Source organism: Bacillus sp. YP1, assembly GCF_000877815.1.
In the GTDB taxonomy this organism is placed as follows: Bacteria; Bacillota; Bacilli; order Bacillales; family Bacillaceae; genus Bacillus; species Bacillus subtilis.
Map to the genome: position 1 here is coordinate 3,532,523 of NZ_CP010014.1, position 15,396 is coordinate 3,547,918.

The 15,396-nt window shown below is 45.7% G+C and carries 18 protein-coding genes; 4 read left to right on the plus strand and 14 right to left on the minus strand.

Annotated features, from left to right (window positions below; translation table 11 throughout):
* A complete protein-coding gene (spsA, locus tag QF06_RS17390) occupies positions 1 to 771 on the minus strand; it encodes a spore coat dTDP-glycosyltransferase SpsA (RefSeq protein WP_041850390.1) in 771 nt (256 codons plus the stop codon).
* Positions 772 to 1,090: 319 nt separating this feature from the next.
* Between spsA and gerQ the strand changes: the two genes are divergently transcribed.
* Entirely contained in the window at positions 1,091 to 1,636 is a 546-nt protein-coding gene (gerQ, locus tag QF06_RS17395) for a spore coat protein GerQ (RefSeq protein ID WP_014481253.1), read from the plus strand.
* 43 nt (positions 1,637 to 1,679) lie between these two features.
* Here the strand turns inward: gerQ and QF06_RS17400 are convergent, their stop codons facing one another.
* From QF06_RS17400 to QF06_RS17410, 3 genes are all read right to left on the minus strand, one after another.
* Entirely contained in the window at positions 1,680 to 2,051 is a 372-nt protein-coding gene (locus QF06_RS17400) for a DUF423 domain-containing protein (protein ID WP_003227446.1), read from the minus strand.
* Between the two features lie 61 nt (positions 2,052 to 2,112).
* Complete coding sequence (locus QF06_RS17405) at positions 2,113 to 3,435, minus strand: purine/pyrimidine permease (protein ID WP_038828107.1); 1,323 nt, start codon at positions 3,433 to 3,435, stop codon at positions 2,113 to 2,115.
* A gap of 19 nt (positions 3,436 to 3,454) precedes the next feature.
* Positions 3,455 to 3,772, minus strand: a complete 318-nt coding sequence (locus QF06_RS17410; protein WP_038828111.1) for a YwdI family protein — start codon at positions 3,770 to 3,772, stop codon at positions 3,455 to 3,457.
* Between the two features lie 167 nt (positions 3,773 to 3,939).
* On the opposite strand from QF06_RS17410, the gene QF06_RS17415 reads away from it, so the two are divergent.
* On the plus strand, positions 3,940 to 5,310 hold the full coding sequence (locus QF06_RS17415; protein ID WP_038828108.1) for an aldehyde dehydrogenase: 1,371 nt from the start codon (positions 3,940 to 3,942) through the stop codon (positions 5,308 to 5,310).
* A 24-nt stretch (positions 5,311 to 5,334) separates the two neighbouring features.
* On the opposite strand, the gene QF06_RS17420 is transcribed toward QF06_RS17415, so the two are convergent.
* The 5 genes from QF06_RS17420 to QF06_RS17440 form a co-directional block, all read right to left on the minus strand.
* A complete protein-coding gene (locus QF06_RS17420; protein WP_015384978.1) occupies positions 5,335 to 6,012 on the minus strand; it encodes a uracil-DNA glycosylase in 678 nt (225 codons plus the stop codon).
* A 13-nt stretch (positions 6,013 to 6,025) separates the two neighbouring features.
* Complete coding sequence (locus QF06_RS17425) at positions 6,026 to 6,832, minus strand: glycosyltransferase family 2 protein (RefSeq protein ID WP_041850389.1); 807 nt, start codon at positions 6,830 to 6,832, stop codon at positions 6,026 to 6,028.
* Between the two features lie 89 nt (positions 6,833 to 6,921).
* Positions 6,922 to 7,455 carry a hypothetical protein gene (locus QF06_RS17430; RefSeq protein ID WP_009968358.1) on the minus strand — a complete coding sequence of 178 codons (534 nt, stop codon included), beginning with the start codon at positions 7,453 to 7,455 and terminating at the stop codon, positions 6,922 to 6,924.
* A 47-nt stretch (positions 7,456 to 7,502) separates the two neighbouring features.
* Positions 7,503 to 8,138, minus strand: a complete 636-nt coding sequence (locus tag QF06_RS17435) for a permease prefix domain 1-containing protein (RefSeq protein ID WP_041850388.1) — start codon at positions 8,136 to 8,138, stop codon at positions 7,503 to 7,505.
* Complete coding sequence (locus QF06_RS17440; protein WP_041850387.1) at positions 8,131 to 8,469, minus strand: PadR family transcriptional regulator; 339 nt, start codon at positions 8,467 to 8,469, stop codon at positions 8,131 to 8,133. The genes QF06_RS17435 and QF06_RS17440 overlap by 8 nt, the downstream gene beginning before the upstream one ends.
* Positions 8,470 to 8,612: 143 nt before the next feature.
* On the opposite strand from QF06_RS17440, the gene QF06_RS17445 reads away from it, so the two are divergent.
* Complete coding sequence (locus QF06_RS17445; RefSeq protein ID WP_003242645.1) at positions 8,613 to 9,428, plus strand: bifunctional hydroxymethylpyrimidine kinase/phosphomethylpyrimidine kinase; 816 nt, start codon at positions 8,613 to 8,615, stop codon at positions 9,426 to 9,428.
* An 89-nt stretch (positions 9,429 to 9,517) separates the two neighbouring features.
* On the opposite strand, the gene QF06_RS17450 is transcribed toward QF06_RS17445, so the two are convergent.
* The 3 genes from QF06_RS17450 to scrA form a co-directional block, all read right to left on the minus strand.
* Positions 9,518 to 9,766: a hypothetical protein gene (locus tag QF06_RS17450; protein WP_003243437.1), complete on the minus strand. Its 249-nt coding sequence runs from the start codon at positions 9,764 to 9,766 to the stop codon at positions 9,518 to 9,520.
* 93 nt (positions 9,767 to 9,859) lie between these two features.
* Entirely contained in the window at positions 9,860 to 11,299 is a 1,440-nt protein-coding gene (sacA, locus tag QF06_RS17455; protein ID WP_041850386.1) for a sucrose-6-phosphate hydrolase, read from the minus strand.
* Complete coding sequence (scrA, locus tag QF06_RS17460) at positions 11,296 to 12,681, minus strand: PTS system sucrose transporter subunit IIBC (protein ID WP_029318665.1); 1,386 nt, start codon at positions 12,679 to 12,681, stop codon at positions 11,296 to 11,298. The genes sacA and scrA overlap by 4 nt, the downstream gene beginning before the upstream one ends.
* Before the next feature lie 301 nt (positions 12,682 to 12,982).
* On the opposite strand from scrA, the gene QF06_RS17465 reads away from it, so the two are divergent.
* Entirely contained in the window at positions 12,983 to 13,753 is a 771-nt protein-coding gene (locus tag QF06_RS17465; protein WP_003243563.1) for a formate/nitrite transporter family protein, read from the plus strand.
* A 38-nt stretch (positions 13,754 to 13,791) separates the two neighbouring features.
* Here the strand turns inward: QF06_RS17465 and sacT are convergent, their stop codons facing one another.
* Both sacT and QF06_RS17475 read right to left on the minus strand, forming a co-directional pair.
* Positions 13,792 to 14,622 carry a sac operon transcriptional antiterminator SacT gene (gene sacT / locus QF06_RS17470; protein WP_043940229.1) on the minus strand — a complete coding sequence of 277 codons (831 nt, stop codon included), beginning with the start codon at positions 14,620 to 14,622 and terminating at the stop codon, positions 13,792 to 13,794.
* Between the two features lie 39 nt (positions 14,623 to 14,661).
* Complete coding sequence (locus QF06_RS17475; RefSeq protein ID WP_003222155.1) at positions 14,662 to 14,964, minus strand: hypothetical protein; 303 nt, start codon at positions 14,962 to 14,964, stop codon at positions 14,662 to 14,664.
* Positions 14,965 to 15,396: the final 432 nt, after the last annotated feature.

Below are 15,396 nucleotides of genomic sequence, written 5' to 3' on the forward strand. Positions count from 1 at the left end.
TCACCCCATTCCAAGCTTTTTTAATGATTCACGCAGTTCTCGGCAATTTCGCTGCGGAGGAAGGTTCCTGACAAATTCATTTTTTTCTGATTCAAACAGCTGAAAGTGAATCGATTGGTCGGTAATATAATTCAGGTCCAGCTCCTCATCCAGTGGGTAAAACGGATAAAAATGATTGACTCTCCAAAAGAACCGCGCATCTCCTATACGGTAAAACGCCGGGCTTTCATCCCAATAGGAGCCAAACTTCTCCTTTACCTTCTCAAGCACCGAATACCTGTGCATCACCGAGCAATGATCAATTGCGCACGGTGCGTTCCATGTCACTTGAGCGGCAGGCCTGACAGTTTCTTTTACAATGTCGCAATTCTCGTTTAAATGATAGGTTTTGGAGGCTGAGTAAATCACAGCCTTTTCAGGATGGGTATCGAGCTCCCGCACCATTTTCAGGAGGCGGTCCGGCATATAGATGTTGTCATCCGTCGCATAGGTGATATATTCACCCTCCGCCATATCAATCGCCTGATTGATCAGTGCCGCGTATCTCGTTTTTTCTGTTCTTTCCTTCACTCCAGATATATCGCTTTGATAAAAACGCACTCGGTTATCATTCAAAAAAGGACGGATTACATTCAGCGTCTCTTCATTGGAGTTGTCATCCATAATAAACAATTCAAAATCTGAAAACGTTTGTGAGAGTATGCTAGAAATGGACTTTGCCACATAATCGCTTTTGTTATAGCTCGTCATAATGACTGATACTTTCGGCAAATCCTACACCTCCTTCTTGGAACTTCACACCTGAAACTATCGTTATCTTATGTTGCTTATGCTCAAGTTGCGCTAGGGATACAAACCAATATGCGAAAAGTTTGTGTATGTCTCTGAAAAACAGCGGATGCCCAGAGCGAAATCTGATCGGTCCGCTGTTCTTTTTCAGCATAATCCAAGCATCAGCCTCATAAGGTGAAAGAGATAAAAATCGCACCAGCGACTAAGATCGTTTTCCATCGGAGGTGAGTCATCGCGGAGCGTTCACCTATACATCCAGAACATGTTTTGAATGGTTTTCATAAAAAGGAGGAACGATATGAAACCGAAAAAAAATCAATATCAGCAAATGCAGGCATTTGATAATATGCAGGGGTATCAGCCTCAGTTTGGTGCCAACCCGTACCCGCAGCAAGGCCAAGGCTCACAAATGCAGCCAATGGGGATGCAGCCAATGATGCCAATGCAGCAGGGACAGCAAGGACAACAAGGACAGCAGGGATTTGGATTCCCGGGCCAGCAGCAGGGCGGCGGTTTTCAAATTCCATCGGGGCCTACACCGTCAGGACCGGGCCAAAGCGTTCCCGGCATGCTGCCTGTTGAGGAATCTTACATCGAGAATATTTTGCGCCTGAATCGGGGAAAAACGGCCACCATTTATATGACATTTGAAAACAGCAAGGAATGGGGCTCGAAGATTTTTCGCGGCGTCATCGAAGCTGCGGGCCGGGATCACATTATTATCAGCGACCCGAAATCAGGAACACGCTACCTGCTCCTGACAATCTACCTCGATTACATTACATTTGATGAAGAAATTGCTTATACGTATCCATATTCCATGGCGTCCTATTCGCCAAGATAAGAAAAAAGCCAATCACTCATATGATGAGGATTGGCTTTTTTGTTTATAGATATTTGACGGCTGCGACAACGATCATAATCCAAGAAATAATAAACGCCACACCGCCGAGCGGGGTGATCGCTCCAAGAATGGAGATTTGCGTCACACTTAGAATATATAAGCTTCCGGAAAACAGCACAATTCCCGCAAACATCAGCCAGCCGGCTGTCGTGACACTGCCTATGCCGGATAATTTATCAGCCAGAAACGCGACAACGAATAACCCAAGGGCGTGATACATATGATACTGCACGCCTGTGTGCCAAACCTGAAGATACTTATCAGGTATTTTCCCTTCTAATCCGTGAGCGCCGAATGCTCCGAGTCCCACGGCAAGCAGGGCGTTAATGGCCCCTAATATGATAAAAACTTTCATCTATCTCTCCCGCCTTTTCGTTAAACTCATATCATTTATCTTATCGCACCTGCACCAAAATTCAATGTTTGTTCTCCGTTGACACGAGATTGTCGGATTTTCTCCTGCGCCAAAGCTGGAACTGGTCAGCTGCTATTGCAGCAAGCGTCCCTAATACGAGCCCGTTGCTTAATAGAGAAATAAATACTGGATGCAATCCCTTTAACGCAGTTTCAGGAACAAACATGATACCGACCCCTGTCAGCAGTGAGATACCGATGATAGACCTCACCCTTTTTGATTCTTCTTTCTCATACGAATCAAATTCGGCAAAGGCCAGACCGCCCATTGCGGAGAACACAACAAAATTCACCGCAAATCCAACGGGTGACGGCAGGCTCGCAAACGTATTCATAAAAAACGGGATTACGCTGATCACGATAACCAGAATACTGCCGAGCATAAACGGTTTTTTAGAAGGCATTTTGGTCGTTTCAATAAAACCCGCGGCTCCCGAAATCGGAACAGGCGCAATAGCTCCCGTCAAACCGCTAAGCAGATGGCTGAATGAAGCGGCAAAACCGGCATGGCGTTCATGATGCTTTCCATCAGGCTGTTTGCTGAATTTTTTCACGGCGATGTCCACAACCTTCATGCTCGCCAGCATATTCACAATCAGCAAGATGGTAATAAAAATAGAAGTGATGATCAGGCCGCTGTTAAATAACGGTGTCCCAAAAGGAAACAGGGAAGGCAGCTGAAACAGCCGGTCCGGCATTTCAATCGGCTTTGCCGCTCCGGCAGCCGCAAACAGCACCCATCCGCCGAACAAGGCTACTAAAATAGAATATTGCTTAAAAAACATGATGTTCGAATTTGTCATTATAAAGGCGGCTGCGATCACAACAAGCGCCAGGCCAAATACAAGACCGTCCACCCCGTCCTGTCGATAACCGATTCCGAGAATTCCTTTTATAATGGGCTGACTCAGCTGCATGACAAGAAGCAATAAATAGACGCCCGTTACAACCGGAGTAAACAATTTTGCAAGTCTGTCAATGACCTTGAAAACACTTAACAAAAAGAAACATACAGCGCTTACAAGAAGAGCTCCCTGCAAACCCCGCAGTGTGTCTCCATATGTCGCAAACACAGTTCCCGTCAGCCCTGCGTAGATCGTATACACTCCCCACCACAAGCCGGCTGGGCTTTCATTAATCGGCAGTCTGTGGCCTTTCAAACACTGAATGACGGCGGCAATTCCCAGTACAAAAAAAGTGCTTTGAATCAATCTTGCAGAATCTGAGTGATCCAGATGAAACGACTGGGCAACCGCCACCGGAACAACTATCGCCGCAGCAATGATAAACGCTGTCCATTGCAGCGCGCCAAGAACCAATTTCACGTAAGCTCAACCTCTCTCTTTAAAAATCAAATAAAGACTCTCCGTTTCCATCCTCTTCCTGCTTCTCTTTTTCTTGCTTTCGAAATTTGTTTAATCCCGCGCTCCCCATCATTTTTTCCATCATCAGCTGGTCTGTCGATGGCGGCGTGGCAGGACTTGGCGTAACGCTCGGCTGTATGCGGGGCGCGCTCACGTTCTCCGGCTGATCAAGCACGACATCACACAGAGAACGGACAACCGCTACATAACGCTTCAGCTCCTCATCCCGTTCAGCTGTTTTTGCTTTTTTCAGCTCCTCTTCCATCTTTTGAATTAATGCAGATATATGAATGTTCATGAAGCACCCTCCAAAAAAATAAATGTTGTCTTCCTGCATTTTATCAAATTCCTGCTGTAAACGCAGATATGAGTTTGTTATTTTTTCTGACAAACCTTGCGCGATTGACAAGCAGAAGAGATTTTTCACATAATAAATCACCATACCTTACAAAAAGGAGAAACGGAATGAACAGCATCCCCTCTATCATCAGCAAGCATAAAGCCTATTTTGCGGCGGGACATACGAGACCGCTTGAATCGAGACTGAACATTTTGCGAAAGCTGAAACAAGCCGTCAGAACTCATGAAGCCGATCTCATAGCCGCTCTCTACCAGGATCTCCACAAATCCGAGCAAGAAGCATACTCAACAGAAATCGGAATCGTCTTGGAGGAAATCAGCTTTGTCATGAAACGGCTGAGAAAATGGTCCAAGCCGAAACGAGTCAAAACGCCGTTGACTCATCTAGGCTCCAAAAGCATCATCATCCCTGAGCCGTATGGAACCGTTTTGGTGATTGCGCCTTGGAACTATCCCTTGCAGCTGGCGCTTTCTCCGTTGATTGGAGCCATTGCGGCGGGGAACACGGTCGTTCTCAAGCCATCAGAATATACGCCGGCTGTTTCCGCTGCACTTTCGAAACTCATCAGCAGCGTTTTTCCGACCGATTATGTCGCTATGGCAGAAGGCGGGCCCGACGTCAGCACAGCATTATTACAGCAGCCCTTTGACTACATTTTCTTTACAGGCAGCGTAGCCGTGGGAAAAATCGTCATGGAGGCCGCCGCCAAACAATTAATTCCCGTAACCTTGGAGCTCGGCGGCAAAAGTCCCTGCATCGTCCATAAAGATGCTGACATTCAGCTTGCCGCCAAACGCATCGTCTTCGGGAAATTTACAAATGCGGGACAAACCTGCATCGCACCGGATTATTTATTTGTCCACGAGGACATCAAAACGAAGCTCACAGAAGAAATGAATCGTGCGATCAGAGAATTTTACGGCCCTCAGCCGGAACGGAATCCGCAGTACGGCAAAATCGTCAGTGAACGGCACTATCAGCGGCTGCTCAGCTTTCTGAATGACGGCATCCCACTCACAGGCGGACAATCTAATCCCAATCATCACAAAATTGCGCCGACCATTCTCGAACAAGTGAGGGATGACTCTCCAGTGATGCAGGAGGAGATTTTCGGGCCGATTCTTCCGCTCTTTACATACCGCGATATCGGGGAAGTCATTGAAAAAGTCCAATCGCGCCCTAAGCCGCTCGCCCTGTATCTCTTCACCACAAACAAAGAAATTGAGCGCGCTGTTTTAGGAAATCTGTCGTTTGGCGGGGGCTGTGTCAATGATACGTTAATGCATGTGGCGACGCCGTATTTGCCATTCGGCGGCGTCGGGGAAAGCGGCATCGGCAGCTATCACGGATTTGACAGTTTTAACACATTCACGCACAAAAAAAGCGTCGTCAAACAAACGAACCGCTTCGACTTCGCATTTCGTTATCCTTCCTCCAAAAACGGGCTGCGAATGATTCGAAAAATACTCAAATAAAAAAGCGCAGATCACCTGCGCTTTTTACAAATCCTTAATACACCAATCAATCGGCGCCTCTCCCATTTTCTCCAAATAGGCATTCGCCCGGGAAAACGGTCTGCTCCCGAAAAATCCGTTTCTCGCCGAAAACGGGCTGGGATGCGTCGATTCAATGATAAAATGCTTGGACGTGTCGATCCGTTCTTTTTTCATTTGGGCATGCCGTCCCCATAAAATAAAGATAACCGGCTGCTCCCTTTCATTCAGCACGTCAATAATTCGGTCCGTCAGTCGCTCCCAGCCTTTTCCCTTATGGGAATTCGCCTGTCCGCGCCTTACTGTCAGCACAGTATTCAGCAAAAGAACGCCTTGCTTTGCCCAGCTCACAAGCGACCCGTGATTCGGGATGCTGCACCCGATGTCCTGCTGCAGTTCAAGAAAAATATTTTTTAACGAAGGCGGCTGCTTTACACCGGGCTTGACAGAGAAGCTTAAACCTTGAGCCTGTCCCGGCCCGTGATACGGATCTTGTCCCAGAATGACGACCTTGACATCATCATATGATGTATAATGCAGCGCATTGAAAATATCCCGGCTGTCCGGATAAATCGTTTGCTCCGCGTATTCCCGCTTCAGCATTTCTCTGAGCTCTTGATAATACGGTTTCTCAAACTCTTCCTTTAGCTGATTCCACCAGCTGTCTTGTAAAAGCTGTTTCAAGATTCAGGCCCCCTTACGAACGATGAAGTCTGGAATAGACAGGCTCGCCATCCCAAACCATTTCACTTTTTGCTTCCCGCCTCTTCATCTCAGGCTCTTCAAGCAGGACGGCAAAGTTTTTCGTCGGCAGCTCCCCGAGTCCGTGCTTTTCACTTAAACGATCCAAATATTGCTTCCGCTTGGCGCCAAGGTCCGCAGACTGATTGTCTCCCGCGTCACTGAAGGCATAAATCACACTGGCGCAAGGGACACGCTTCACCCGGTAATCCTTGGCCACGCGTAAATAAAAATCCCAATCCCAGTAATTGTGCACATCAGCATCGAAATACCCGATTTCATCATGCAGAAAACGTCTGTACATGCTGCCCGACGGCACGTATGTAGAAAACACTCTCATATCCTCATAGTCAGCGGTATAAGCAAACAATTTCCGTGACACTGGATATCTTGTTCCGTTTTTCTCTTCAAACGAAACTATTTCCGCATCAGAATGAACGAAGTCTGCCGTTTCTATTTCCTTTGCCATTTTTTCGATATGCCCTGGCGTAAAGAAATCATCGTCATCACACAGCATAATGCAATCGCCAGACGCCTCTTTTACACCGGCATTTCTCGCAGCCACATGCCCCGAGTTCTTTTCTAAATTGATGACAGCAATCGGCAGCTCCGGATACAGTGCTTTGACCAGCACGACCGATTCCCCGGCATCATTCACAATAATAATTTCATAAGGCTTCAAGGTCTGGCGGGAAATCGACTCCAAAAGCTCACACAAAGCCGGAATCCGATTATAGGTCACAATTACGATAGAAATCTTCATGATGCTCTCCTTCTCATTTTCATAGTCATGTACTATTAAAACATATATTGGACGGGAGATCAGTGGGAATATCCTACTGAAACGGCATACTACAATGATAGAAACAGCAAAGTGGCTCCGATCAGAAGCACCATGATCAGCATCAGATCTCCAAAGACATGAAAGATATCTTTCATGCGGACGCCATTCGGAAGGATAAGACGCCACAGCTTAGATTGATAGACCGGCAGCAGCACCAGTGCATAAGAAAGACACAAAAATGTAAAAGCCGGCGGCACAAAAGCACAGCCTGCATCGTCCCAATTCATCATGATGTCTTTCATACTAGATCCATCCAATAAAAACAAAGATATCATGAGGGCTAGCAACACAAAGGACCCCAATTGAACCTCAAACAGGCGCATTTTCTGGTTATATGCAAATCGGACCGCCCAAAACCAGACATAAGCATATGAACATAGCAGCGTAAGAATGGCACCTGCTGTAAAGACGACATCAGGCAGCCGATCAAGCAGAAAAACAAAAGGCAAGCTGGCTGCCATAGCCAAGAGCATGCAGCCACCAGTAAACAAAAATACTGCCCCATGAGCTACAAAACCATATAAACAAGAGCTAATCCTCACGACATACACCTCCTTTACATAGAAATTCTATGTATATACCTAAAAAATCAGACAAGCTGACGCCTGCCAATATAACAGCCCATTCGGCCAAATAACGGAAATAACAGCGTTGCAAAAGCACAAGTTCCAACAAACCAAGGTGTCAACAAGGATTGAAACAGCGCAGCAGGAATTACATTGAATAGAAAAACAAGCATAAAAATGACGTTTGGCACCATTGAGATCAGAATCGTATGTAGAACAAGCTTTTCTCCACGTTTTCCAAACTCCTTCACGCCTTGATACCCAATCAGCACCCAGTAGATCATATATGCAGCTAAGATCAGCCAAACAGAAACAGAAATGCCTTTCCATACTGCTTGAACAAACGGTGATTCAAGCCATACATGCATTATTGTAATCGCAATGCCGACAGCGAATAGGGCACTGTTACAGAAAAGATGGAACATCAAAAACGCACGGAACGTTACTGGCTGTATTTTCTTAAACGAAGAAACAATGTCAGTTGGTGTTCCAAACGCCTGCAATAAAGTCTGCATAGCTTCCTCCTCACTCTTTCCTTCCTGAAAAGAACGAAACAGATGATGTTCAATATGGCTCTCAATCTCTTCTATCATCGCCTCACCCTCAGGAAGCCCTTTAAGCCCGCTTTTCATTTCGGATATATATGTTTCTTTATCCATTTTGTCCGCTCCACTTCAGTATTCGGTCCATCATGGCTGAAAATACGCTCCATTCCTTCGTACGTTCCGCCAGCACTTCTTTGCCTTCGTCTGTAATCCGGTAATATTTGCGGTCCGGTCCTTTCTCCTGCTTCTCCCAGTAGGAAGAAATATATCCTTGGCGTTCAAGCTTGTGAAGAGAAGGATACAAGGTCCCTTCTTTCATCTGCAGTTCATTTCCGCTGCGGTTTCCCATTTCTTTTACAAGCTCATAGCCGTACATCGGCCGCTCGTTCAGAAGCGTCAATACCAATATAACCGTGCTTCCCTTAACCAGCTCACGATTTAACATCTCAAAACCCCTACCTAGTTTTCTTATGTAGCATTTTACGAAAGCCCCTTGAGATTGTCAAATGATTCCTATAGATCTTCTATATTGTGATACAGAGAAAATCTAACTATAATGAAAGACAAAACACGATGGAGGTTCAAGACATGTCTATGCATAAAGCACTCACCATTGCCGGCTCAGATTCCAGCGGCGGTGCTGGGATTCAAGCTGATTTAAAAACATTTCAAGAAAAAAACGTATACGGGATGACCGCCTTAACGGTGATCGTTGCGATGGACCCAAACAACAGCTGGAACCATCAGGTATTCCCGATCGATACTGATACAATCCGCGCCCAGCTTGCAACAATTACGGACGGCATCGGCGTGGACGCCATGAAAACAGGAATGCTGCCAACCGTTGACATTATCGAGCTTGCGGCAAAAACGATCAAAGAAAAACAATTAAAAAATGTGGTAATTGACCCGGTTATGGTTTGCAAAGGTGCTAATGAAGTCCTTTATCCGGAGCACGCCCAAGCCCTGCGTGAGCAATTGGCTCCGCTAGCCACTGTCATTACGCCAAACTTGTTTGAAGCCAGCCAGCTCAGCGGCATGGATGAACTAAAAACAGTTGACGATATGATCGAAGCCGCGAAAAAAATTCACGCACTCGGCGCTCAATATGTCGTCATTACAGGCGGAGGCAAACTCAAACACGAGAAAGCCGTTGATGTTCTCTATGACGGAGAAACAGCGGAAGTCCTTGAAAGCGAAATGATCGATACGCCTTATACACATGGCGCAGGCTGTACATTCTCAGCAGCCGTGACAGCGGAGCTTGCCAAAGGTGCGGAAGTCAAAGAAGCCATTTACGCAGCGAAAGAATTCATCACAGCGGCCATTAAAGAATCCTTCCCGCTAAACCAGTATGTTGGTCCTACGAAGCATTCTGCACTGCGCCTGAATCAACAATCATAAAAAAAGGGGCTGCCTTACAGAGAGGCAGCCCTTTTTAAATCACCGAAGACTTTTCACAGAAAAAACTGCCGATCCCATCGGCAGCCTGTTTATTTGATTTTTAAATTGTTTGCAGATTTCCTCAAAAATGTTTCTATCGACTGAACAAAAAGTGCATATTCCTTCATTTGTTCATATGCCCGCGTGAGAATTTCCGCCGTTTCACTGTGCGGCGTTGTTCCGCCAAGCATTTTTTTCAGCTGAAGCAGCACATCCTTATATTCTTCTCGCTTATCTTCAACTTGGTTAGCAGCCTTTTCCAAACATTCCGGTGTTATCTTCTGTTCATGTATATTCAAGAAAACAACTCCTTTTACAGAAAAAAATAGTAGGTTATCGTTGAAGAATAGCACAGATGGCTCAGATTTCACATAAGAAAATAGAAGGATTTTCTACATAAGTGTCCAAATTCCGACATTCATTTCAGATTTCCCGGTCGCACTGGCTGTTACTTCATGATTTCCCGGGAAAGGAAAATATCTTGCACTAAAGACCTCTTCTCCGTTATTGATAAAGATTTCCACAGATGACGCGTCGAGAAACATGTGTACGGTATGCAAATCCTTGATGCGGCAATGTCTCGCTTCTGTTCTTTTTCCGTCAAAGCTCTTTCGTTCCAGCGTAACAATCCCCTCGTCTTTATGGAAGGAAAACGTAGCCGTTCCGCGGATACTGATTGAAAAGCCAGACTCCGTATGAATGTCTTCCAGTAGAATCTCAGTTCTTTCAGGTTTTTCCACTGGAAGCGCACCAGATGATCCATGCATGTTGATGTGTATTTTTTTCTCATTTCTGCGCATGGCTTTTAGCTCAGGCAGCGGCTGCTGAATCAGCTTCTGGCCTGAAAGCGTCAGCTGTCTCGGCAGCGTCATGCAGTGAATCCAGTGGTAGTCAATGGTCGGATGGGACCCTTCATCCTGATCAGGCACCGCCATCCATGCAAACAAAATCCGCCTTCCCTGATCGTCTTCAAGTGTTTGCGGCGCGTAAAAATCAAAACCTTGATCAAGCTCCGTAAATTCACCATGCTTCAGTTCAGGCTTGTTATAATCGAGACGGCCGACAAAATAACCTGATTGATATACGTTCTGATAACGAAAACCGTCAGCCTCAAGCCCTTGAGGCGAAACAATCAGCACATCCGATCCTTGAAGGGAAAACAAATCAGGGCATTCCCACATGTATCCAAATTCGTCCAGCCCGTTGAAGCCCGCGCCGGTTATCGGGCCAAGAAATCTCCACTCACTCAGGTTATCAGAAGCAAACAATACAGCCTGCCCTTTCAAATTCTCTGTTTGCGCACCAATCACCATATACCATGTGCCTTCATGCTCCCATACCTTCGGATCGCGAAAATGCGCCGTGTATCCTTCAGGGAGGCGGGCGACGACACCCTTTTTCTCAAAGGACAGTCCGTCGTCAGATACAGCAAGGCATTGATACGTTTCCCGGTTTCCATCCTGATCCCTGACATTTCCTGTGTAAAACAGATAGAGCCGATCGTCTTTCGTGACAGCGCTGCCCGAGTAGCAGCCGTTTTTATCAAACCAATCACTCGGAGCCAGCGCAATCTCTTCCCGCTTCCAATTCACAACATCCTGTGTCGTATAATGCCCCCAAAATTTTGCGCCGTGCCCCGTCTGAAACGGCTGCCACTGAAAGAATACATGATAGCTGCCCTTCCAATAAATCACGCCATTCGGGTCATTCAGCAGCCCAACCGGCGGCATGATGTGAAAATGCTGGCGGTGCGGATCGCTGTTAGCGATGGGCTCTTTTTTCTCCACTTCTTCATAAGCCCGGCGACGAAGCTCCTGGTCATGTGCTGTCATTTTTTCCTCTCCTCATCCTCATTAATCTTCATGACAAATGCTGCAATGAACGCTGACACTGCCGCAATCGCCATGCCAATCAGATAGTGAATCAAGTTGCTGACGCCAAACGGAGCCGCAATGGCGATCATCGGAATTCCCGTTAACCCGTAAGCGTTTGCAGCTACATGTGTAAAGACGACATATGCCCCACCCAATGCGCCTCCGATCATCGCAGCGATAAACGGTTTTCGGTAACGAAGATTGACTCCGAATATGACGGGCTCAGTAATGCCGAGAAAAGCGGAAAATGCTGCCGGAAGCGCGATTTCTTTTGTCTTTGCCTTTTTCGCCATAAAGAAGACGGCAAGACCTGCCCCGCCCTGTGCGACATTCGCCATTGACCAGATCGGCAGTAAGTAGTTTTTGCCTATATCTGCAATAAGCCCAGCCTCAATCGCATGGAAGCTGTGATGAACACCTGTCAGCACGATGAGTGAATACGTGCCCCCGAAAATCAAACCTGCCACAAAACCGGCATGGTCATACACATAAGTTAAAGCAACCGTAATCCCGGAGCCAAGCGCTCTTCCCAGAGGGCCAATCGCGATAAAAGCAACAAACCCGGTGACAATTACAGTAACAAAAGGTGTAACAAGCAAATCTACCGCATGCGGAACCACTTTTCTCGTCCATTTCTCTACCTTGCTCATCACATACACCGCAAGCAGGACAGGGATGACAGTTCCCTGATAGCCTAGAAGCGCGATATCAAATCCAAAAAGATGCATATAATCAGGTGTCGCTTCAGCCAAACCCCATGGATTCAAAAGGTTTGGATGAATCATGATTCCCCCAATGACCGCTCCCAAGTACGGGTTGCTGCCAAATTCTTTTGAAGCGCTTACTCCGATTAGAATCGGCAAGAAAATGAATGCTGCACTTGAAAACATATCAAGCAGCTGAAAAACTGCAGAATCCTTGCTCATCCAATGAAACGCATTGATCATACCCAGCAATCCCATTAACAGGCCGCTGGCCACAATAGCCGGGATAATTGGGACAAAAATATTAGAAAGCGTTTTCGCAAATCTCGCAGCGGGATTCAGCTTTTCTTTTGCCGCATCCTGATGATTGACGTGTTCTTCACGCTCGATATCAGCTTCTTTAGAAAAGGCATCGAATACTTTATTCACAAGGCCTGTTCCGAAAATGATCTGGTACTGGCCAGAGCTGCTGAAAGCCCCTTTAACGCCATCAAGCTCTTCTACTTGTGCTTGATCTATCTTTGATTCATCTTTCATCACTAAACGCAGTCTTGTTGCACAATGAGCCGCGCTGATAATATTTTCTTTCCCTCCGAGAAGCTCAATGAGGCGTTTTGCAGTCTCTTTGTAATCCATCTATTTCTCCCCCTTTTATTTAAACAAAAAAGACCTAAAATTCGCCAACGAATAAAGGACACAGCGATCCTTTTTCATTTACGCAAATTTTAGGTCTTGCCTGCTTTACCAGTCACAATCCCGCTTATTCAGATTAAGAATACGCTTTCATCATAAATCATGATAGCGTTTTCGTCAACTATTTTTTTAGTTAAATAGTTTGATATAACATGTAGACAAAAATTCGTAAAAATTAATTGTGAAATACTTCACAATATCGTGCTATACTATGCTCAATCATGAAAGAAAGCAGGAAAAGACAATGGAAACTCAAGCATTACAAAAGGTTGAACAGTATGCTTTGAAAAAACAAAACATATTCGCTTCAAGCAAAATCCGTTATGTGCTTCGGTCCATTTTGGCCAGTATATTTATTGGTTTTGGCATTACAGCCGCAAGCAAAACAGGCAGCTATTTCTTTATGGCTGATTCTCCGTTTGCCTTTCCGGCAGCCGCTGTCACTTTCGGGGCCGCTATTCTGATGATTGCTTACGGAGGCGGAGATTTATTTACCGGCAACACCTTTTATTTCACCTATACCGCGCTCCGGAAAAAAATCAGCTGGCGCGACACCCTATACTTGTGGATGTCAAGCTATGCCGGCAATTTAATCGGCGCCATTCTGTTTGCCATCCTGATCAGCGCGACGGGACTTTTTGAGGAGCCTTCTGTTCATTCCTTTTTGATTCATTTGGCAGAGCACAAAATGGAGCCGCCGGCTTCCGAATTGTTTTTCAGAGGAATGCTGTGCAATTGGCTTGTGTGCCTCGCCTTTTTCATTCCAATGTCTCTCAAAGGGGAAGGAGCAAAGCTTTTTACCATGATGCTTTTCGTTTTCTGCTTCTTTATTTCCGGCTTTGAACACAGCATTGCCAATATGTGCACATTCGCCATCTCGCTTTTGATCGAGCACCCTGATACAGTGACACTGATGGGAGCAGTCAGAAACTTAATCCCCGTTACGCTCGGCAATCTGACCGCGGGAATAGTTATGATGGGCTGGATGTACTACACACTGAATCCTGATCAATAAAAAAACTTCCAGAGATCACTCCCTGCAAGTCAAAGCGGTTATTCCGAGAGATCTTGAAGACGCTGGACATGCAGCGTGATATAGCCGGCCTCGGATTCCGGCAAATGTAATTGATATTCATTTTTCAAAAACTCCGCCAGCTCCAGCGCACATCGATAGGCGAATGAATACTTTTTTTGGATGAAATAAAGCATCTCCTCGTCCATACGATGGAGCGCTTCATTTGATTCCAACCGGCTGACCGCGTATCGCAAATGCGTGACAAGGCGTTGATAGGAAATGCTGTTTTCATCCACCTTTCGATTAAAGTATTGTTCTATTTTCTCTATCATTTCTTTGATCATGGTCGTATGCTTCAGCGCTGAATACATGCTCTCCGCATCCATCTTCGCCGTATGGATGTGAAGGGCAATATAACCCGCTTCATCTTCAGGCAGAGACACGCCCAATGTCTCTTTTACATGTCCGATCGCCCACAGGCCGATCTCATATTCTTTTTTATAGAGCGCCTTTATCTCATGCAGCAATTTATTCTGCACAAGCAGCCCATTTTGAATCCTTTCGATCGCAAAGGACAAATGGTCGGAAAGCGCGATATGAATGTGATCGCTCAGCGGCGCCGCGAGCTCTCCTTCTGCATAGCTGATGATATCCTCAGCTATTTCTATATGCTCCTCCGGCAGTGTTTGCAGGATTTGTTTGAACTTTTCATTCTCGTCGCGCACGACAAAGATTTTTTCCACTTTATTCATAGGGATGAGATCATTTTTCTTTTTTTGAAAAGCGATTCCCGGTCCCATCACGATTTTTTCCTGATCATCCTCTTTTATTAAAGCCGCATTGTTGTTTAATACTTTATAGATTTTCAAGAGGTTATCTCTCCCGCCAATTTGCTTTTGACTGGGATTTTACCTCCTTTTGACCGCCATGTAAAGATGCGGGCCCGCTCTCTCCTGCTTTGGCGATTCCTTGAAGGCTTGCAAACATCTTCTTTTATAAAGCGCGGCGGCTTTCGCTTTCTGCTTTTCTTCCTCATTCACAGCCATCCGCCATTCATAAAACGAAACGAGTCCTGCGGCCTGCACAGCCGCCTTTCTTTGGTATGTACGCTGAGCCGAATAGACCGCGGCAGCCGCAGTTTTTCTGTCCGGCGTCACCCAGTTCATCAAAAAGACCATCCACACCCGTAAAGATACAAGCAAACGTTTCATAGAAAAACATCCCTCCGCTTCTTTTTGGCAGGCAGCCTTTTTAGCAGCCCGTTTTCTCAGCCGCAGCCCGCAAGAAAAGACGGCCGATTTCTTTTCTCGCAAACTAGCGGCTCTAGCAAAACTCATGACTCTATGATAGACCGTGGAAAGAGAATTCTTTGTCACAATATGAGTGAAAAAACCAACTAGTTTTTAGAAGTTTTGTTGAAAGCTGAAAGAATTGAAATGAAAATTGGAGAACCGCTTTGAAAACTTTATACACAAGTTATCCCAAAGATAAGAACAACTTAATCACAAGAGATATCCACATGTCCACAAACTCTATCTATATTTTGTATACGAACGTATATTCCTAACTATATATATACACAGGTTTATTCACTTATACACAGGGTTCTGTGTATAACTCCTTCGTTATACACAAACAAAATC